This window comes from Nakamurella sp. UYEF19 (genome assembly GCF_040546275.1).
In the GTDB taxonomy this organism is placed as follows: domain Bacteria; phylum Actinomycetota; class Actinomycetes; order Mycobacteriales; family Nakamurellaceae; genus Nakamurella.
On record NZ_JBEPNO010000004.1, the window covers coordinates 270,205 to 289,037 of the forward strand.

19 protein-coding genes are annotated in these 18,833 nt (G+C 69.3%); 13 read left to right on the forward strand and 6 right to left on the reverse strand.

Annotation, left to right across the window (positions count from 1 at the left end):
• The first annotated feature begins 349 nt into the window (after positions 1-349).
• The 7 genes from ABIB25_RS09665 (at position 350) to ABIB25_RS09695 (ending at position 7,120) form a co-directional block, all read left to right on the forward strand.
• A complete protein-coding gene (locus tag ABIB25_RS09665; RefSeq protein WP_354528216.1) occupies positions 350-1,120 on the forward strand; it encodes an IclR family transcriptional regulator in 771 nt (256 codons plus the stop codon).
• Positions 1,117-2,628 carry a glycerol kinase GlpK gene (gene glpK, locus ABIB25_RS09670; RefSeq protein WP_354528217.1) on the forward strand — a complete coding sequence of 504 codons (1,512 nt, stop codon included), beginning with the start codon at positions 1,117-1,119 and terminating at the stop codon, positions 2,626-2,628. Before ABIB25_RS09665 ends, glpK begins: the two co-directional genes overlap by 4 nt.
• A 187-nt stretch (positions 2,629-2,815) precedes the next feature.
• A complete protein-coding gene (locus ABIB25_RS09675; RefSeq protein WP_354528218.1) occupies positions 2,816-3,508 on the forward strand; it encodes a DUF4129 domain-containing protein in 693 nt (230 codons plus the stop codon).
• Positions 3,509-3,581: 73 nt separating this feature from the next.
• Positions 3,582-4,145, forward strand: a complete 564-nt coding sequence (locus ABIB25_RS09680) for a hypothetical protein (RefSeq protein ID WP_354528219.1) — start codon at positions 3,582-3,584, stop codon at positions 4,143-4,145.
• On the forward strand, positions 4,142-5,161 hold the full coding sequence (locus ABIB25_RS09685) for an AAA family ATPase (protein ID WP_354528220.1): 1,020 nt from the start codon (positions 4,142-4,144) through the stop codon (positions 5,159-5,161). The genes ABIB25_RS09680 and ABIB25_RS09685 overlap by 4 nt, the downstream gene beginning before the upstream one ends.
• A gap of 22 nt (positions 5,162-5,183) precedes the next feature.
• Positions 5,184-6,614: a DUF58 domain-containing protein gene (locus tag ABIB25_RS09690; RefSeq protein ID WP_354528221.1), complete on the forward strand. Its 1,431-nt coding sequence runs from the start codon at positions 5,184-5,186 to the stop codon at positions 6,612-6,614.
• On the forward strand, positions 6,611-7,120 hold the full coding sequence (locus ABIB25_RS09695) for a hypothetical protein (RefSeq protein WP_354528222.1): 510 nt from the start codon (positions 6,611-6,613) through the stop codon (positions 7,118-7,120). Before ABIB25_RS09690 ends, ABIB25_RS09695 begins: the two co-directional genes overlap by 4 nt.
• A gap of 138 nt (positions 7,121-7,258) precedes the next feature.
• Here the strand turns inward: ABIB25_RS09695 and ABIB25_RS09700 are convergent, their stop codons facing one another.
• The 5 genes from ABIB25_RS09700 to ABIB25_RS09720 all read right to left on the reverse strand — a co-directional run bounded on the left by ABIB25_RS09700 (position 7,259) and on the right by ABIB25_RS09720 (position 12,119).
• The gene (locus tag ABIB25_RS09700) at positions 7,259-7,759 is read right to left on the reverse strand and encodes a DUF1707 SHOCT-like domain-containing protein (protein WP_354528223.1); all 501 of its coding nucleotides are present in this window, start codon (positions 7,757-7,759) and stop codon (positions 7,259-7,261) included.
• Positions 7,760-7,867: 108 nt separating this feature from the next.
• Positions 7,868-9,661, reverse strand: a complete 1,794-nt coding sequence (locus tag ABIB25_RS09705; RefSeq protein WP_354528224.1) for an acetyl/propionyl/methylcrotonyl-CoA carboxylase subunit alpha — start codon at positions 9,659-9,661, stop codon at positions 7,868-7,870.
• Between the two features lie 21 nt (positions 9,662-9,682).
• Positions 9,683-10,309 (reverse strand): Maf family protein, encoded by a 627-nt coding sequence (locus ABIB25_RS09710; RefSeq protein ID WP_354528260.1) that lies wholly within the window; start codon positions 10,307-10,309, stop codon positions 9,683-9,685.
• Positions 10,310-10,338: 29 nt separating this feature from the next.
• The gene (locus ABIB25_RS09715) at positions 10,339-10,527 is read right to left on the reverse strand and encodes a hypothetical protein (RefSeq protein WP_354528225.1); all 189 of its coding nucleotides are present in this window, start codon (positions 10,525-10,527) and stop codon (positions 10,339-10,341) included.
• A complete protein-coding gene (locus ABIB25_RS09720) occupies positions 10,524-12,119 on the reverse strand; it encodes an acyl-CoA carboxylase subunit beta (protein WP_354528226.1) in 1,596 nt (531 codons plus the stop codon). Before ABIB25_RS09720 ends, ABIB25_RS09715 begins: the two co-directional genes overlap by 4 nt.
• 219 nt (positions 12,120-12,338) lie before the next feature.
• On the opposite strand from ABIB25_RS09720, the gene ABIB25_RS09725 reads away from it, so the two are divergent.
• The 6 genes from ABIB25_RS09725 (at position 12,339) to ABIB25_RS09750 (ending at position 18,329) form a co-directional block, all read left to right on the forward strand.
• Positions 12,339-13,574, forward strand: a complete 1,236-nt coding sequence (locus ABIB25_RS09725) for an MFS transporter (RefSeq protein WP_354528227.1) — start codon at positions 12,339-12,341, stop codon at positions 13,572-13,574.
• A 116-nt stretch (positions 13,575-13,690) separates the two neighbouring features.
• Positions 13,691-14,503 carry a biotin--[acetyl-CoA-carboxylase] ligase gene (locus tag ABIB25_RS09730; protein ID WP_354528228.1) on the forward strand — a complete coding sequence of 271 codons (813 nt, stop codon included), beginning with the start codon at positions 13,691-13,693 and terminating at the stop codon, positions 14,501-14,503.
• 43 nt (positions 14,504-14,546) lie between these two features.
• Positions 14,547-15,311, forward strand: a complete 765-nt coding sequence (locus ABIB25_RS09735; protein WP_354528229.1) for a YggS family pyridoxal phosphate-dependent enzyme — start codon at positions 14,547-14,549, stop codon at positions 15,309-15,311.
• Positions 15,312-15,387: 76 nt separating this feature from the next.
• Entirely contained in the window at positions 15,388-16,059 is a 672-nt protein-coding gene (locus ABIB25_RS09740; RefSeq protein ID WP_354528230.1) for a PH domain-containing protein, read from the forward strand.
• Positions 16,060-16,177: 118 nt separating this feature from the next.
• Positions 16,178-16,849 carry a response regulator transcription factor gene (locus ABIB25_RS09745; protein WP_354528231.1) on the forward strand — a complete coding sequence of 224 codons (672 nt, stop codon included), beginning with the start codon at positions 16,178-16,180 and terminating at the stop codon, positions 16,847-16,849.
• Between the two features lie 10 nt (positions 16,850-16,859).
• On the forward strand, positions 16,860-18,329 hold the full coding sequence (locus ABIB25_RS09750; RefSeq protein ID WP_354528232.1) for a sensor histidine kinase: 1,470 nt from the start codon (positions 16,860-16,862) through the stop codon (positions 18,327-18,329).
• Here the strand turns inward: ABIB25_RS09750 and ABIB25_RS09755 are convergent.
• Complete coding sequence (locus ABIB25_RS09755; protein ID WP_354528233.1) at positions 18,268-18,789, reverse strand: GtrA family protein; 522 nt, start codon at positions 18,787-18,789, stop codon at positions 18,268-18,270. The genes ABIB25_RS09750 and ABIB25_RS09755 overlap by 62 nt on opposite strands.
• Between the last annotated feature and the right edge of the window lie 44 nt (positions 18,790-18,833).

The following is an 18,833-nucleotide window of genomic DNA, read 5'->3' on the forward strand; positions in this document are numbered from 1 at the left end:
GTTGTGCAGAACTGTTGGTGCTGCGTACGTGTCGCGCCTCGGGGACCCCGGACGTTCGGTAGGCACAAACCGATGGCGAAGGGAAAGGGTGGTCACCAGGAGGCCGCGAGCTCTGCCGATGGCGCGCTCGGGGTCGAGACGATCGCCATCTTGCAGTTCAGGGTCATCGATGATCCTCGCTGGTGTAGTCGATCGCTGCAGCAGCGATCCGGGCCGCCCGGAGAATGCCCTACCCGGGACGGTAGACCCGCTGTCGCCGGACCGACAACATCGGCCGTTCGACAATGCCGAACGGTGGTCAGTTCGGCATCGCCGAACGCTGTGAGGTCGGGCGCGTACGCTGTCACCCGTGTCGGCAACGGTGCAGTCGGTGGAGCGGGCAGCGGCGATGCTGCGCCTCCTCGCCGACGAGAACGAGCCCGTCGGGCTGGCTCAGATCGCCTCTGCGCTGGGGCTTGCCAAAGGGACGGCGCACGGTCTGCTGCGCACGCTGCAGGATGTCGGCTTCATCGAACAGACCTACCCCACCGGCCCCTACCGCGTCACCCCGGAGATCTTCCGGCTCGGATGGGCCCGACTCGACCCGAACGAGTTGCGCTCGAAGGCGCTGAACTGGACCGACGCCCTCGCGGCGAGAACCGGCGAGTCGGCGAGGGTGGCCTCGTTCCTCGGCGGACAGGCGGTGGTCGCACACCATGTCTTCCGGGCGGGCCGCTCCGACCAGGTCCTGCTCACCGGCACCGCTGTTCCTCTGCACGCCAGCGCCCTCGGCAAGGTCCTCCTGGCTTTCGATCCCGGTGCGGCGCGGAGCATCGTGGGCCAGCAACTGCCCAGCTACACCTTCCGGACGATCACCGACCGGGTTGCGCTGCAACGTGATCTGGCCACCATTCGCGATCAGGGCTGGGCCACCTCGGTCGAGGAGTCGGCGGCCGGGGTTGCCGCGATCGCGGCACCCATTCGCGACGGCGGCGGCTACGTGGTGGCCACGGTCGGCATCGAAGGTGACCTCGACCAGGTGTGCGACGAGAGGTCACGCCCCCGGCCGGGCCTGATCTCGCAGGTGATCCGGGCCGGACGGTCGATCTCCCGTGAACTCGGCCACGGGCGCGATTCGTGACCGCGAAGTACGTCGCAGCGCTCGACCAGGGCACGACATCGACCAGGTGCATGGTGTTCGACCACCAGGGGACCATGGTCGCGCTGTCCCAACGCGAACACCACCAGCACTACCCGAAGCCCGGCTGGGTGGAACACGACGCCGCCGAGATCTGGGCGATCGTCCGTCAGGTACTCCCGCAGGCCCTGTCGGACGCGGGTGCCGACCCTGCCCAGATCGTTGCGCTCGGCATCACCAACCAGCGGGAGACGACGGTGGTGTGGGACCGCACCACTGGTCGCCCGGTCGGGCGCGCGATCGTCTGGCAGGACACCCGGACCACCGACCTGCTGGTGGAGGTGGCCGGGGACATCGACCCGGAGCAACTTCGCCGTCGGACGGGACTGCCGCTCACTGGCTACTTCTCGGGCCCGAAGCTGCGCTGGATCCTGGACCGTGACCCGGATGTCAGAGCCAGGGCCGAGCGTGGAGAGCTCCTGTTCGGCACCATGGACTCCTGGATCACCTGGAACCTGACCGGCGGGGTCGACGGCGGCATCCACGTCACCGACGTCACCAACGCGAGCCGCACGATGCTGATGAATCTGGAGACCCTCGACTGGGATCCGTTGCTGCTGAGGGTATTTCGGGTGCCGGCCTCGATGCTGCCGGAGATCCGCTCCACCATTGGGGTTGTCGGTCGGACGGTTGGCCCGGTGGCCGGCATCCGGATCGGGGCGATCATCGGCGATCAACAGTCCTCGCTGTTCGGTCAGACCGCTTTTGACGCGGGCGAGGCGAAGTGCACGTTCGGTACCGGTAGTTTCCTGCTGCTGAACACCGGCCCGGAGATCGTCCGCTCGAGCCACGGGCTGATCACCACCCTCGCCCACAAGATCGGCGACGAGCCCGCCGTCTACGCCCTGGAGGGGGCGGTGGCCGTGGCCGGCGGGCTGGTGCAGTGGTGCCGGGACAGCCTCGGTCTGATCCGTACGTCGGCCGAGATCGAGACGCTCGCTGCAACGGTCCCGGACAACGGCGGATGTTATGTGGTGCCTGCCTTCTCGGGTCTGTTCGCGCCGTACTGGAACCCTTCGGCACAGGGCATCCTGGTCGGGCTGACGGCGTTCGTCACCAAGGCCCACATTGCCAGGGCCGTGCTGGAGGCGTCCGCGTGGCAGACCAGGGATGTGATGGACGCGATGAACGCCGACGCCGGGATCCCGGCGGTCAGCCTGGCCGTCGACGGCGGAATGACGACCGACAATCTGCTCATGCAGATGATCGCCGACGTGCTTGACATCCCGGTGGTCCGCCCGATGATGGCCGAGACGGTGGCGTTGGGCGCCGCCTACGCGGCCGGACTGGCCGTCGGTTACTGGCCGGACCGGCAGGTGCTTCGTCGCAACTGGCAGCGAGCGGCCGAGTGGCGACCCACCATCGACCCGGCTCGACGCGACGCGGAGCTCGCGTCCTGGCGTCATGCCGTCTCGCTCGCCGATGCCTGGGGGCACCGGGCCACCGTGTGACCGGCCCGCCGGGCAACTGGGTGACCGCCCCACCGGGCAACTGTGACAGAGCAACGGTGTGACCGAGCCACGTGCAACTGTGTGAACGGAGCCCGAGATCGGGCCGGATGGGACATGATCGACTGGAGACGATGGGTGAGCGCTTGCGCGAAGAGCCAGCAGGCATGAGGGGGCTGACGCTGTGGGTGTGAGAACGAAGTGGCCGACGCCACCGCCGCCGGTGCGGGTCGGACTGCTGGTCGCAGCCGGCGTCCTGCTGACCGGCGCCGCGCTGTGGGCCGGCTCGGTGGGCCCGTGGGTGAAGCGCCCGGAGGACACATCCGCACCACCCACGTTGCCGCGGATCACCGACCTCCCGACCCTGCCAACGCTGCCGACGATCCCGCCGATCTCGGCCCCGAAGTCCGGTGGGTCCTCGTTCGACCCGACGGTGGTGTTGTGGGTGCTCCTGGCCGTGCTGGTCGCTGCCCTGCTGCTGATCGCCGCCGCGATGCTGCGCAACCGCGGTAACGGCGGGTCGACCCGTCGCCGTCGCAAGGAAGTGCCGGACCCGGTGCTGCCCAGCGCGCCCCTGCCCGATCCGGACCGCCCGTTCGACGCCCGCGAGGCCGCCGACTACGTCATCGCCTGCTGGGAGGAACTGGAGCAACGTGCCGCGGCGCGTGGCACTCCCCGCCGCCCGGAACAGACTCCCACCGAATTCATCGAGGCCTTGCAGGCTGTCTACCAGCTCGAGAATCGAGCCACGGCCGAGCTTCTGGGGCTCTACCAGCGTGCCCGGTTCGATCACGTGCGGCTCCTCTCTGACACCGCGATCCGGGCCAGGGCCTGCGTCGACGTCCTGATGACGGCGCTCGTCCCCGCGTGGGTGGCGCCGTGAGCTGGGTTGCCGTCAGCGGGGTTGCCGTCAGCGGGGTTGCCGATAGCAGGGTTGCCGAGATCGGGATTGCGCCATGACCGGGCCCGGCGGCCTGGACTACGGGCCACCCACGCCACCCCGGACCCCCGCTTCGGTCCACCTGTGGCTGTCCCTGGCGATGGGCGGGATCGTTGCCCTTGCTCTCTACGTGGGGCGCGTCCCCGTGTTGCGGGATGCCGCCATCGGCGCGGTCCTGGCCGCGGCCGCGTTCGTCCTGCTCCGGGCGATGGAGGTGGGCCAGGTCGAGTGGCCGGCGCCGCCGTCGGGATACGCGCGGCGGACCGCCGCCACCCAACGGTGGCGCCTCAACGGGTTCGACTCGATGGTCGACAAGACCCCCGGGCTCAGCCCGCACCTGCGTCAGCGATTGCAGGTCCTTGCCACTGCCATCCTGACCCGGCGTGAACTGGTGCCGGGATCATCGGACGCCATCGCGCTGCTGGGCATGCGCTCCCACGACATCCTCTATCCCGAACTGCTCACCGCCTCCGATCGCGAGAGCGGGCGGGTACCCGCCGACGAATTCACCTACGACGAACTGGCCACCATGACGGACCGGCTGCTGGAACTCAGCGCACCGACGAAAGGAAAGAGATGACGACGCCCCCGACCACGGTCGACACCACCAAGGCAGGGACCGAATCGGTCGCCTCACCCGCCGAGATCGCCCATACCGCAGGTCGTCTCGCCGAGTCCGTCGGAACGGCGGTGGTGGGCAACGGCTATCCGTTGCGGCTGGCACTTGCCGCGATCCTGGCCGGTGGGCACGTGCTGTTCGAGGACAACCCGGGCCTCGGCAAGACTCTGCTGGCCCGCAGCCTGGCCGGCGCGCTCGGCCTGGAATTCCGGCGCCTCCAGTTCACTCCTGATCTGCTCCCGTCCGACATCACCGGGTCCTACCTCTACCACCCCGGCAAGGCGGAGTTCCGGTTCCAGGCAGGACCGGTGTTCGCCGGTCTGCTGCTCGCCGACGAGATCAACCGGACTCCACCCAAGACGCAGTCGGCGCTGCTGGAAGCAATGCAGGAGGGCCAGGTCAGCGTCGAGGGCAACACCCACATGCTGCCGCGTCCGTTCCACGTGATCGCCACCGCCAACCAGATCGAGTACGAGGGGACCTACGCGCTGCCCGAGGCGCAGTTGGACCGTTTCCTGATCCGCACCCGCCTCGGATACCCGCCGCCGCAGGCCGAGGCCGAGATGCTGCGGCGCCGGATTGCCAGGGCCAAGGGTGACCAGCCGGTTGCCCAGGTCACCGACCCGGCCAGCCTGCTCCGCCTGCAGGCGGGGGTCGAGCGGGTCGATGCCGACGCCGACATCATCGGCTACTGCGTGGATCTGGCGACCGCCAGCCGCCGCCACAGTTCGGTCGAGGCCGGCGTCTCGCCGCGCGGGACCCAGGCGCTGCTGCTGCTGGCCCGGGCCTGGGCCGTGCTGGACGGTCGCGGATTCGTGTTGCCCGAGGACGTCAAGGCGGTGGCCGTCGCCGGGTTGGGCCACCGCCTGGTCCTGACGTTGCAGGCCAATGCCGAATCGGTCTCGGGGGAGGACGTGGTGCGGCAGTTGTTGGCGACCGTCCCGACACCGCCGACCCTGCGCGCAGTCACGCGTTGACTTCCGTCATGACGGCGGTTCGATGATCCCGCCACCGCCTGTCTTCGCCGTGCCGCGAGCCCGGACCCCCGGACGGGGCTGGCGTCCGACCGCCGCCCTCTACCGCGGGGTCGCGTTCGCCACCCTCGGGCTTGGACTCGGGATCGCCTTCGGGCGTGCGGATATCGCCGTCCTGGGCATCCCATTCGCGCTGGGACTGATCCTGGCCCTATCGGTCCGCCAGCCCGGCGAGCAACTCCCGGTGGCCTCGGCCCGACCGGACGGCGCCGTCTTCGGTGACCGGCCGGCCGTCGTCGCGAACGACGTCAGCGGGCTCGAGGGCGTCCAGCTGGTGTCGCTCCGGACGCCCGAGGCCAGTGGTGATCCGGCCCAGGGCTGGACCACCATGACCGGCGGTCGCGACGGCACGGTGGACGTCGTCACCAAGGCCGCTGCGTGGGGGTCGATGCTTCTGGCGCGTCCGGATCTGCTGGCCGCAAGCTCCGACGGGCTCTTCATGGCCGGTCCGCTGCTCAGCGAGGAACTCCGCGTCATCGTTCCGCCATCGGTGGAGAAGGTGAACGGCTTCGATCTGCCGCCCATCCTCGGCGGTTGGGCGGGAGAGCATCGCAGTCGCCGCCCCGGCACCGGCGGCGATCTGATCGACCTGCGGGAGTTCGCTCCCGGCGACCGGCTGCGGAGCATCCACTGGCGTGCCTACGCCCGTCATCAGAAGCTGTTCGTGCGCCGGACGCAGAGCGACGCCGACACCGAGTTCGTGCTGTGCCTGGACACCCGCTACGAGATCCTGCCCAAGACCAGGGATCCGCTCACAGACTGGCAGCGATATCGCAGTACCACCAGCCGCACGGTCGGCCGCCTACGACGATTTTTCTCCGGTCTCGTCCGGGTGGCTGCGCCGACCGACGGGCCGGACCCGGAGGTACCCCGCTCCAGCATCGATCTGACGGTGGCCGCCGCCACCGCGATCACCGCCACCCAGCTGAAGGCCGGGGACCGGGTGGGGGTGCTCGACCTGTCGGCCATTCGTCGGCACATTCGGATGGGCAGCGGATCCCGTCACCTGCAACGGATCCGGCACCAGCTCGCGCAGGTGCAGGTGTCGAGGCAGCGCTGGATGCCCAAGCCCGAGCTCTGGGGCCTGCCGTCCTCCGCCGTCGTGGTGATGCTCTCCCCGATGATCGACGACATCGCCCTGCAGGCGGCCACGGACGCCGCCGGCCGCGGGCACCAGTTGATCGTGGTGGACACGTTGCCGGCCAGGGCGCTCCTGGATGTGACGGTGAGGGACCCACACCCGCAGGCGAAGAAGGAGGTCCAGCTCCTGCTCGCCGAGCGCGTCGTCCGGCTGGACCGGCTGCGGGCCAAGGGAATCGCCGTGCTGACGTGGGAGGGCGGTCAGTTCGCCACCGATCTGTCCGCCTCGATGAAGATGCGGAGGCTCCGCCGATGAGTGCGGACCAGCAGCCCCGTGAGCGCAGTGCCTACGACCTGGCCGGCTCGCACCTGGAAGAGTTCGAGACGCCAACGGTGAACCGCGCTGTCCTGCCCGGGGGTGGTAGCTGGCTGCGCATCATGCTCGCGCTGACCACCGCGCTCACCATGGTGGTCCTCTGGAAGGAACCGGAGATCGAGACCCAGGTCTGGATGCAGTTGTTCCTGATGGTCGGCGTGGGACTATGGGTGCTCATGCGGCCCGGATCAGCGGCGTCCGCGGTGCTGCTCGTCGGCGCGCTGACCGCGCGCGTCTTCCTCGGACACCCCCAGCTGGACGGTTCGCTCATCGCTCTGGTGGTGCTGCTGCCGCTGGTCCATCAGCTCGCAGCGTTGTCGGCGGTCGTTCCGCTGCGCTCCAATGTGCAATGGGCGGCGCTGATGCCGACGGGGCTCCGGTACTTCGGCGCCGTGTCGGCCACGGTGCTCGGGCTCATCCTGAGCCAGCTGTTCGGCTGGTGGTGAGAGGCGGCCACGTCGGCACCGGGATCCGACCGGGATCGGCGTCCTGGCAAGGCCTGCCGGGTCCTGGCACGGTCCCCGGGCCTTGCCGGGTTCACGCGGACCTTGCCAGGATGCCTGGCCGGAAACGCTGTGCCGCTATCAGCGGCGGTCGGGGCGTTTCCAGCTGTCGCCCCACACGCTGCCGGCAATCGAGGAGATGAGCGGAATCAGCAGGAACCACCACCACAATCCGGTGGCGAAGAACAGGCCCAACGCGATCAGGCTTGACGCCGCAGCGGCCGCGCCGACCAGCTTCTGCGCCTTGTTGCGGTCGTCTTGGACTGCCATGCCCGAGCTCTGCGCGCGGATCATCGCCGGGGTCTGCTGACCGACCGGTGCGAGCGGCCCGGCGGCGACGCCCGGGAGCGTCGGGTGCGGGGCCGGCAGGTCGGCGAACAGGGCCTGCAGTTCGCCCACCGTCTTCGCCGTGTTCGCGATCGCGCTCCGGGTGCCGTACTCGTCGAGATCCAGCCGCCCGGTGGTCATGTGCTCACCGAGAGCCTCGACTGCGGCGTTGCGCTCGGCGTCGCCGATGCGGATGGCCGGGGTGCCGGGGCCATTTTCATCCCCGACCGGCCGCGGTGGCTCGCTGATGGTCATCTCAGGACCTTAGCCGTGCCGGGTGGCGGCAATCTTCGAACCCACCACATCGACCAGGGTTCGGACGAAATGCGTGGTCCTCGCGCAGCACGTCATCGGGTCCGACCGTCAGCCCTCTGGCTCCAGTTCTGCGATGACGGCGCCGGCGATGATGGCGTCGCCGACGGAGATCTGCACCGACTTGATGACGCCGGCCCTCGCAGCGGTGATCGGATTCTCCATCTTCATCGCCTCGATGACGGCGAGCACCTCACCCGCTTCGACCGACTGTCCTTCCTGCACAGCGACTTTCACCACGGTGCCCTGCATGGTCGCGCGGATCTCGTTGCCGGAGCCGGCCTCCGCGGCGGCGGAGCGGGTCCGTCGCTGAGTGCGCTGGACACGTTGCTGACGGCCGGCCGGCGCTCCGGCCGATGCTGCACTGAACAGGTCGGCCGGCAACTTGACCTCGATCCGCCGGCCGTTGACCTCTGCCACCACGGTGCGCCGTTCACCCGATCCGCCCTCGTCGGGCGACCCGGCGTCGGGATCGGCGGCGGCGAACGGCGGAATCGTGTTGTCGAACTCGGTCTCGATCCAGCGGGTGTGCACGGTGAAGGTGCCGTCGGCCCCGACGAAGGCCGGATCGGACACCACGGCCCGGTGGAAAGGCAGGGCGGTCGCCATCCCGTCGATCTGCATCTCGGCGAGGGCGCGCCGCGACCGCTCCAGCGCCTCGGTCCGATCGGCACCCGTGACGATCAGCTTCGCCAGCAGCGAGTCGAAGTTGCCCGAGACCACCGACCCCGACTCCACTCCCGAGTCCAGCCGGACCCCCGGCCCGGTGGGCGCCAGAAATCTGGTGATGCTGCCGGGGGCCGGTAGGAATCCGCGTCCCGGGTCCTCGCCGTTCATCCGGAACTCGAAGCTGTGTCCTCTCGGCTCCGGATCGGTGTCCCACCGCAGTTTCTCGCCGTCGGCGATGCGGAACTGCTCCCGTACCAGGTCCAATCCGCTGGTCTCCTCCGAGACGGGATGTTCGACCTGCAGCCTGGTGTTCACCTCGAGGAAGGAGATGTCGCCGTCCGCGCCGACCAGGAACTCCACCGTGCCGGCGCCGCTGTAGTCCGCCTGGCGGCAGATGGCCTTGGCCGCCTGGTGGATGGTGGCCCGCTGGTCGTCCGTCAGGAACGGCGCGGGCGCCTCCTCCACCAGTTTCTGGAATCGGCGCTGCAACGAGCAGTCGCGGGTACCGACCACGATGACGGTGCCGTGCTGGTCGGCCAGCACCTGCGCCTCGACGTGGCGCGGTTTGTCGAGGTATTTCTCGACGAAGCACTCACCGCGACCGAAGGCGGAGATCGCCTCGCGCACCGCGGATTCGAACAGTTCGGGGATCTCGGCCATGGTGCGAGCCACCTTGAGGCCTCGCCCGCCGCCGCCGAAGGCCGCCTTGATCGCCACCGGTAGGCCGAACTCCTCCGCGAAGGTGATCACCTCGTCCGGGCCGGCGACCGGGTCGGAGGTGCCCGGCACCAGCGGGGCCCCGGCCGCGACGGCGATGTGCCGTGCCGTCACCTTGTCGCCGAGTTCCCGGATCGCTCTCGGGCTCGGACCGATCCAGATCAGCCCGGCGTCCAGGACGGCCTGCGCGAAATCGGCGTTCTCGGAGAGGAATCCATAGCCGGGGTGCACGGCGTCCGCGCCGGACCGCTTGGCGACGTCGATCAGCTTCGAGATGTCGAGGTAGGTCTGGGCGGAGGTGGCGCCGTCCAGCGCGAAGGCCTCGTCGGCCAGTCGGACGTGCAGCGCGTCGGCGTCCGGGTCCGCATACACCGCAACCGAAGTCAGGCCGGCGTCGCTGCAGGCCCGCGCTACGCGGACCGCGATCTCGCCGCGGTTGGCGATCAGGACCTTGTGCATGTCAGCTGGACCTTTCTTCGATCATGGTTGCCGGCGCCAGAGGTCGACCACCGAGATGTTGACGTCGGCGAGCAGCGAGCGGGTGAGCGGGAGCGAGATGCCGATGACGCTCGAGTGGTCGCCGTCGACGCCTTCGACGAACCACCCGCCGTATCCGTCGATGGTCAGCCCGCCGGCCACCTGGAGCGGTTCGCCGGTGGCGAGGTATGCGGTGATCTCCTCCTCGGACGGGCGGCCGAAGCGGATGCCGGTCCGTTGGTGGCCGGACGATCGGGCGACCACCTCGCCACCGCGCAACAGCACGACCGCGTGACCGGTCAGCAGATCGCCGGTGGCACCGGACATCTCGGACCACTCGCGCCGGGCCTGGGCGGCATCCGCGGGCTTGCCCCGCAGCGTTCCGTTCATCAGCAGCATCGAGTCGCACCCGATGACGACGGCGTTCGGGTGCTCACGTGCGACGAGGGGCAGGACAGCCTCGGCCTTCGCGGCGGCGAGTGCGGTGACGGTGACGGCCGGTCCGAGATGGGTATTCGCGGCCTCGACCGCGGGCTCGTCGACGCCCGAGACATGCACGACCGGGTCGATGCCGGCCGCCCGGAGAACGGACAGTCGGGCCGGCGATGCCGAGGCGAGCACCGTCGTCAGGAACGTCGACTCGGATGCGCCGGGCGTGCTCATCTGTCCAGTCCCGAGGCCCACCAGGCGTTCTCGCCGACCGGCCAGCCGGTCTGGACCTGCCCCCACACCGAACGGTGGGAGGGAGCCGACGGTACCGACCGGGTGTGCGAGGCAGCCAGGGCCACCACGACGGCCAGCACCGCCGCGACATCCTCGTCCCGGTTCGCCGGCCCGGAGCCGCTCACAGGGGAATGTTCCCGTGCTTGCGCGGCGGGAGGACCCGTCGCTTGTCGCGCAACATCTTCAGCGCGCTGGTGATGGCGGAGCGGGTGTTGCGGGGCGCGATCACGGCGTCCACGTAGCCGCGCTCGGCCGCCATGTACGGATTGACCAACGCGTTCTCGTACTCCTCCTGCAGTTGCGCCCGCCGCGCCGCCACGTCCTCGCCGCGCTCGCCGGCAGCGGCAAGGTCCTTGCGGTACAGGATGTTCACCGCGCCGGCTGCTCCGACCACCGCGATCTGCGCGGTCGGCCAGGCCAGGTTGACGTCGGCCCCGAGATGCTTGGACCCCATCACGTCGTAGGCGCCGCCGTAGGCCTTGCGGGTGATCACCGTGATCAACGGGACGGTCGCCTCGGCGTAGGCGTAGATCAGCTTCGCGCCGCGCCGGATGATGCCGTTCCACTCCTGGTCGGTACCGGGCAGGAACCCGGGCACGTCCACCAAGGTCAGCACGGGGACGTTGAACGCATCGCAGGTGCGGACGAATCTGGCCGCCTTTTCGGAGGCCTTGATGTCCAGGGTGCCGGCCAGATGCTGCGGTTGGTTGGCGACGATGCCGACGCTGGTGCCCCCGACCCGGCCGAACCCGGTGATGATGTTGGGCGCGTACAGGTCCTGGACGGGCAGGAAGTGCTCGTCGTCCAGCACGGCGGAGATCACCGACATCATGTCGTAGGGCTGGTTGGGCGAGTCCGGGATCAGCGCGTCGAGCGCCAGATCCTCGGCGGTGGGTCCTTCCTCGTCCCAATCGTCCGGCGCAGAAGGGGCGGTGGACATGTTGTTGGACGGCAGGAACGACAGCAGGTCGCGGACGTAGAGGATGGCGTCGGCCTCGTCGGCGGCCAGGTGGTGGGCATTGCCCGAGCGTTCGTTGTGGGTCCGCGCCCCGCCGAGATCCTCGAGCGTGACGTCCTCCCCGGTCACCGACTTCACGACATCCGGGCCGGTGATGAACATCTGGGACGTCTTGTCGACCATCACGACGAAATCGGTGAGGGCGGGGGAGTAGACGTGGCCACCGGCCGCCGCCCCCATGATCACGGAGATCTGCGGGATCACCCCCGAGGCGTGCACGTTGCGCTTGAAGATCTCGGCGTAGAGGCCGAGGGAGACAACGCCTTCCTGGATCCGCGCGCCACCGCCCTCGTTGATGCCGACCAGCGGGCGTCCGGTGGTGAGGGCGAAATCCATGATCTTGACGATCTTCTCGCCGTAGACCTCACCCAGCGAGCCGCCGAAGATGGTCACGTCCTGCGAGAAGACGCAGACCTGACGGCCGTCCACCGTCCCGAAGCCGGTGACCACCCCATCGCCCGGCGGCCGGCGGTCGGCCATCTGGAAGTTGGTCGACCGATGAACGGCCAGCGCGTCGAACTCGACGAACGATCCCTCGTCGAGGAGCAGTTCGATCCGCTCCCGGGCGGTGTTCTTGCCCTTGCCCCGGTGACGATCGACCGCAGCAGCACCGCCGGGTTCGTGCGCGGCAACGAGTCGCCGTTCGAGGTCTGCGAGCTTGCCGGCGGTGGTGTGCAGATCGGCGGCTGCGTCGTCCACAGGTGTGACTCCCCCTCGGGATGCTCGTCGATGCGCGTGGTGAAACCACTTCGCACCATAGCAATGCACGTGATGTCCGCTTTGGATCGGTATTCGCTGGCGGGAGCATCAGGTTCCCCCGGCCGGGCAATTGACAGTGAGGGCGGGGTCACGCATCGTGAGGGTGATGATCATCGAAGGCCGATCCGGCGACGCTCTGCGGGCCGGCTCTTGACAGCGATGGCGGCGTACTGGGGTGTCCTGCGGACGCCGCATGCCCTCCGGGTCTTCCTTCCGGCACTCCTTGGCCGGCTGTCCTTCGGGATGGTCGGGCTGGTGGTGCTGCTCGGCATCGCCCGTGACACCGGGTCCTATGCCTACGCCGGTATCGCGACCGGGCTGTTCGGTATCGCGAACGTGCTGGCCTCGCCCTACCGCGCCCGCTGGGTCGACCGCCGCGGGCAACGCCTCACCCTCAACCTGCTGGCGTCCGCCTATGCCCTCTCGCTCTGTCTGATGGCGCTGCTGACCGGCCTCGCCGCCCCGGTGTGGTCGCTGCTGGTGGTCGCGACCGTCATCGGTGTGTTCCCTCCTCCGCTGAGTGCCGCGATGCGGGTGCTCTGGGGATCGATGCTGTCGACCCCGGCGCTCCGCACCCGCGCCTACAGCCTGGACGCGGTCGCCGAGGAGATCCTGTACACCCTCGGCCCGCTGATCGCCGCGGGGATCGTCACGCTCGGGTCTCCGTCGGCGGCGCTGGTGGTCACCGGCGTCATCGCCCTGATCGGGACGTTCGGACTGACCAGCGGATCCCAGTCACGGGCCCAGGTGGTCCATCCACAGGTCGCGACCAGGGCGGATCGGCCGATCCGTCAGCCCGGTTTCCTCTCCGTCCTCGTCGCGATCGCGGGCGCCGGCATCGTCATCGGCATCGTGGAGGTGGCCGCACCGGCGTTCGCGCAACGCGAGGGCGCCCCGGCGATGTCCGGTCTGCTGCTGGCCGCCTTCGCTGCCGGGAGCGCCCTCGGCGGGCTGGTGCTCGGCCACCGGGAGTGGACGACGTCCCCGTCGACCCGGCTGCTGGTATTCGGTTCGATGATGGCCGTGCTCAGCGGGACCCTGGTGCTCGCCCCCGGGCTCCCGGCCCTCGGGTTCGGCCTTGCCGTCGTCGGGTTCTTCCTGGCGCCTTCGCTGGTCACCGGCTACCTGCTCGCGGATCACCTGACCTCGCCTGCCGTCCGGACCGAGGCGTCCAGCTGGATCAACACCGCCGTCAACTCCGGTGCCGCCGCGGCCTCCGCGGTGGCCGGCCTGCTCATCGACGCGAGATCCACCGGCACCGCCTTCACCGTCGGCGCGATCGCGGCCGTGATCTGTGTCGCGGCCGCGGCGCCGGGGCTGCTGGGGCGCAATCGGATGCCGACGGAGGACCTCAGCGCCCGGCCGGCCGCGGAGGATCGTGAGTCCGCCCGGTGAGTGCGACACCGTCGTGAATCGGGCACCGTCGTGAATCGGGCACCGTCGTGAATCGGGCACCGTCGTGAATCGGGCACCGTCGTGAATCGGGCACCGTCGTGAATCGGGCACCTTTCGTGAATCGGGAACCGATGAGCGCCGCGGCGGTGCAGGCGGCCCTGCGGTCGCCGAACGACTGGCAGGTCCGGCACGTCCAGCAGACGCGTTCGACCAACGACGATCTGGCTCGGGGGACGCCGGAGTCACCGCAACCGGTCGACGGGATGGTGTTGGTCACCGAGGAGCAGACCGCCGGTCGTGGTCGATCGGGGCGGGACTGGAGCTGTCCGCCCGGGGCCGGCCTGATGTTCTCGGCGAAGGTCGCGATGGGCGGCATCCCACCGCAGCGGCGAGCCTGGATCGGTGTGGCGCTCGGTCTGGCCGTCCTGCACGGGTTCTCGAGGATTCTCGAGGTCGCCGGGCCCACCGCGACGTTGAAGTGGCCCAACGACGTCCTCGTCGGCGGGCGCAAGTGCGGCGGGATCCTGGCCGAGGCGATCGGCGAATCGGTGGTGGTCGGTGCCGGCCTCAACATCTCGCTCCAGGAGCACGAACTACCGCGCGCCGACGCGACATCCCTGGTGCTGGCCGGCGTCGTCGAAGTCAACCGGAATCTCCTGCTCGCAACCGTTCTCGACCATTTCGGTGAACTGCTGGCCGACTGGCGCCGGGCCGGCGGTGATGTCGGGGCCAGCGGCCTGCGGGTCGCATACCTGCGGGCCTGCTCGACGCTGGGATCCGCTGTCAGGCTCGAACTCCCGGGCGACACGATGGTCACCGGCACGGCGGTCGACGTCGATGCGGACGGTGCGATCGTCGTGGAAGCCCTGGACGGCAGCCGGTCCCGTTACTCGGCCGGTGACGTCGTGCACCTGCGACCGGCCGCGTAGGCACCGGCCGGATAGCCTTTGCCCTGTGTGTGATGCGAGTCCTGTGCCTGTTGCCGGCGAGGCGGCCGCCGCCCCGCCGGGCGACCCGGACCTCCGACGGCTCGCGGACGTCATCGAGCAGGTGGCCGCGGCCGCGGTGGCGGCTGGACGGTCACCGGCGGACGTCCGGTTGCTGCTGGCCACGAAGACGATCGACCCCGACCGGATCCTGCGCGTGCTGGGGGCGGGGCACCGGCTGATCGGCGAGAACCGCGCGCAGGAGGTGGTGGCCAAGGCTGACGCGCTCGCACCGTCCGAGCACGAGTGCCACTTCATCGGTCACCTGCAGGCGAACAAGATCAACCAGGTGCTGCCGCACGTCAGCTGCGTCCAGACGGTGGACTCGGCCGAGCTGGGGCGCCGGCTGCACAGCCGCGCCGAGCTGCTCGACCGCACCCTGGACGTGATGGTGCAGGTGAACGTGTCGGGGGAGGACTCCAAGTCCGGGATCGCTCTCGCGCAGGCCCCTGAACTGCTGGCGACCCTGGCCGGGTTCGACCGCCTGCGGGTCCGTGGCTACATGACGATCGGGCTGAACTCGCCCGACCTGGCGGCCGTGCGGGCCGGCTACCGCTCACTCGCCGACTTCCGGGACGGCGCCCGCTCGAAGGGGCTTGCCGGGGCGGAACAGGCGACCGAGCTGTCGATGGGCATGAGCGGTGATTTCGCCGCAGCCATCGCCGAGGGCTCCACCATGGTGCGGCTGGGTTCTGCCGTCTTCGGCCGACGTGCACCGAACGGACCACCGCAGCCCGAAGCGGCGCGGTAGCGTAAACGCCCAACTGCAGTACCGATCACCTGTACCGCCCAAAACTGCGCCGACCAAGACAGCGCCGACCAAGACCGTGCCGACCAAGACCGTGCCGACCAAGACCGTCAAAGTAGAAATATGTGAGGGGCATCCGGTGGCCTACCCCGACAACCTGCTCTCCCGTGGCGAGCGCGTGGTGCTGCACAAGCACCCGCACTGGAAGGTGCTCGTCCTTCCGATCGTCTGCTTCATCCTGTTCATCGGTGGCGGATTCGCGCTGGCGGCGATCCTGCGCAACTGGCAGTACCACACCATCGCCTGGATCGTGATCGCGGTGGTGGCCGTCCTCGGCCTGGTCCTCTTCACCGTTGTCCCAGTCATCCGTTGGCGCACAGAGCATTTCGTGATCACCAACTTCCATGTGTTCTTCCGGACCGGCATCCTGCACCGTCGCGAGCACCAGATCCCGCTCGGGCACATCCAGAACATGGAGACGTCCGTGACGTTCTGGGGCCGGCTGCTCGGGTTCGGTTCGTTGATCGTCGAGTCGGCCGCGGACCAGCCGCTGGAGTTCGAGAACGTGGCCTCTCTGCCCAAGGTCCAGTCGACGTTGAACCAGCTCATCATGGACGATCGCAACCGTTACCAGATCGGCTCCGACGGGGTTCCCGGTCCCGGGCAGGCGCCGCCGCAGCAGTTCCCGGCCCAGGGTGCGCCCGGCTACCAGCAGGGCCCGCCGCCGGGCAACTACCCGCCGCGGCAGTAGGGCGAGCGCCGGCACCGACATCTCGAACGCGTCGGCTGGGCCCGTGGATTCGACGGGGGCTGACGCGGCGCGGCCACATCACGCCTGTTTCATGCGGGCTGGACGTAGTGTGATGCGGGTGACCACCGTGCTGCTGGCCGAGGACGACTCGGCCATATCGGACCCTCTGTCGCGAGCGCTCGAGCGCGAGGGTTATAAGGTGCTCGTCGCTCCCGACGGGAACGCAGCGCTCTCGGCTGCGCTCTACAACGACATCAACCTGGTCATCCTGGATCTGGGCCTGCCCGGCACCGACGGGCTGGAGATCTGCCGCCGCATCCGCGACTCCGGCCGCGACCTCCTGGTGCTGATGTTGACGGCCAGGACCGACGAGGTCGACTTCATCGTGGGGCTGGACGCCGGCGCCGACGACTACGTCGGCAAGCCCTTCCGGCTGGCCGAGTTGCTGGCCCGGGTGCGGGCGTTGCTACGCCGCCGCGAGCCCGAGGTGCTGGAGATCAGCGGGGTGCGGATGGAGGCCAGGGCGCGACGGGTACTCGTCGACGGCGCCGAGGTCTCCTTGGCCAACAAGGAATTCGAACTGCTCCGCGCCCTGATGACGAGGGCCGGCCAGGTCGTTCCGCGCGAGGACATCATCGACGAGGTCTGGCACGACCCTTCGCTGCTCACCTCGAAGACCCTCGACATGCACATCTCGTGGCTGCGCCGGAAGCTGGCCGGCCCGAACGGCGGCGTCGATCACCGGATCGCCACGGTCCGCGGCGTCGGATTCCGCTTCGACTCGGACTGACGGTCTTCCGGTGCGGCGCCGTGTCCTGATGTCGATCTTCCTGGTGATTGCCGCGACGGTCCTGACGTTGGGTGTCCCGCTGGGCATCGTCTCGTGGCGATTGGTCGACGACCTCCTGCACCAGGAGCTGGCCGGGCGGCTGCAGTCGATGGAGGCGTCCATCTCGCTGCGCTCGGAGGAGACTTCGCAGATCGACCTAGCGCAGTTCGACGTGGCCATTCCGGAGGACGGTCGCCTGACGGTCCGGCTGGCCGGCGTCCCGGACCGCGGGATCGGGACGCCGCAGGGCAGTGATGTGTACTCCGAGTCGGTGTCGCTGCCCGGCGGCGGTCAACTCGTGCTGTCGGTACCGATGGGCAAGCTGCGCGCTGAGCGCTGGCGTGCGCTCCTCCTCGTCGCGGCTGCGGTGCTGCTCTCGATCATGGTGGCCACCGGCATCGCACTCGTGCTGGCCAGGCGGCTGGCCACCCCACTGTCGGACGTGGCCCGCCGTGCGGCCCGCCTCGGGTCGGGTGACTTCCGCACCTTCCGGCGCCGGTACGGCATCGCCGAGCTGGACCGGGTGGCCGACGTGCTCGACTCCTCCGCCACCGACATCGCGGCCCTGATCAGCCGGGAACGCGAGCTGGCCGGCGACATCTCCCACCAGCTCCGGACTCGGCTGACGGGCCTTCGCCTGCGGCTCGAGGAGCTCGCGCTGAACCCCGATCCGACGGTGGTGTCCGAGGTGAACGCGGCGTTGGACCAGACGGACCGGCTGGTCACGGTGGTCGACGACCTGCTGGCCAACGCCAGATCCCAGCGTGCTGCCGGGGCCACCGAGCTGGACCTGTACGCCGAGCTCGAGGAGTTCGGCTCCGAGTTCGGGAGCCGGGTGGACGCGGTGGGTCGGACCCTGAAGATCAGGTGCCCCAAGGGCATCTTGGTCCGCGTCACCTCCGTTCGGCTCCGGGAGGCGCTCGGCGCACTGGTCGACAACGCGATCCAGCACGGCGCCGGAGTGATTCGGATCAACGTCCGACCTGGCGCGAATTCGATCGTGATCGAGGTGTCGGACGAGGGTGTCGGCGTGCCGGAGGCAATCGTCGGGCACATCTTCGAACGCGGGATGTCGACCGCGTCCTCGACCGGTATCGGGCTCAGCCTGGCGCGCGCGCTGATCGAGGCGGACGGTGGCCGGCTGGAGTTGCGACGTGCCAGCCCGCCCGTCTTCGGCATCTTCCTCGCGGCCGAAAATGCCGCCGACGGCAACCAGGACGCCCCGACGGATGTCGCGGCCGGCGAATCTTCCGCACCGGTCGCCGGAGCGATCTCGGGCGGATCGATCTCGGGCGGACCGGTCACAGGGATCGGTTGCGGGCGGCTCGTCGACCGGTGGCTCGGCGTCGGTGGAGCGGGCCCGTCAGGTGCGGCGCTGATCAGCGGGCGTTCGGCAGGTCCTGGTCGATCTCGCTGGGACGGCTCTGTCCTTCCGGGGTGAGCTCGTCCGGGAACACCCACCGGCGGTAGGCCCAGTAACGGAACGCCATGCCGATCAGCGTGCCCACGACGTTCGCCGCGATGAAGTCGACGACGGAGACGGTGAACTGCGTGTAGTGGCTGGGGTTGATGCCGAAGGCGTAGTGGGTCAGCCACAGCGGGATCAGGTTGAGGCCGAGCGCGATCCCGTTGAACAGGAAGAAGAGCATCGCCTCGTGGTGACGCTCGCGGCCACCGCGTCCGCTGAACGACCACTCACGGTTGAGGATGTAGCTGAAGATCGTCGAGACCAGCACCGAGATGATCTTGGAGGTGATGACCTTCTCGTGCAGCACCGTGTGCGAGAGCAGCGTGAACAGGCCCGTATCGACGATCCAGGACGACCCACCGACGACGATGAATTTGGCCAGCTCCCGATGCTTTTCGGGCAGGACCTCACGGACGCGGTCGATCAGATTCACTTGGCAAGTGTACGGGGACGGGTGTGATGTCCGTGCTGGTCAAG

Excerpts from the sequence above, each read along its gene's own strand:
- ABIB25_RS09680 (WP_354528219.1), top strand. The coding sequence starts at position 3,582 with ATGACCGGGCCCGGCGGCCTGGACTACGGGCCACCCACGCCACCCCGG.
- ABIB25_RS09685 (WP_354528220.1), top strand. The coding sequence starts at position 4,142 with ATGACGACGCCCCCGACCACGGTCGACACCACCAAGGCAGGGACCGAA.
- ABIB25_RS09690 (WP_354528221.1), top strand. The coding sequence starts at position 5,184 with ATGATCCCGCCACCGCCTGTCTTCGCCGTGCCGCGAGCCCGGACCCCC.
- ABIB25_RS09695 (WP_354528222.1), top strand. The coding sequence starts at position 6,611 with ATGAGTGCGGACCAGCAGCCCCGTGAGCGCAGTGCCTACGACCTGGCC.
- ABIB25_RS09700 (WP_354528223.1), bottom strand. The coding sequence starts at position 7,759 with ATGACCATCAGCGAGCCACCGCGGCCGGTCGGGGATGAAAATGGCCCC.
- ABIB25_RS09705 (WP_354528224.1), bottom strand. The coding sequence starts at position 9,661 with ATGCACAAGGTCCTGATCGCCAACCGCGGCGAGATCGCGGTCCGCGTA.
- ABIB25_RS09725 (WP_354528227.1), top strand. The coding sequence starts at position 12,339 with ATGGCGGCGTACTGGGGTGTCCTGCGGACGCCGCATGCCCTCCGGGTC.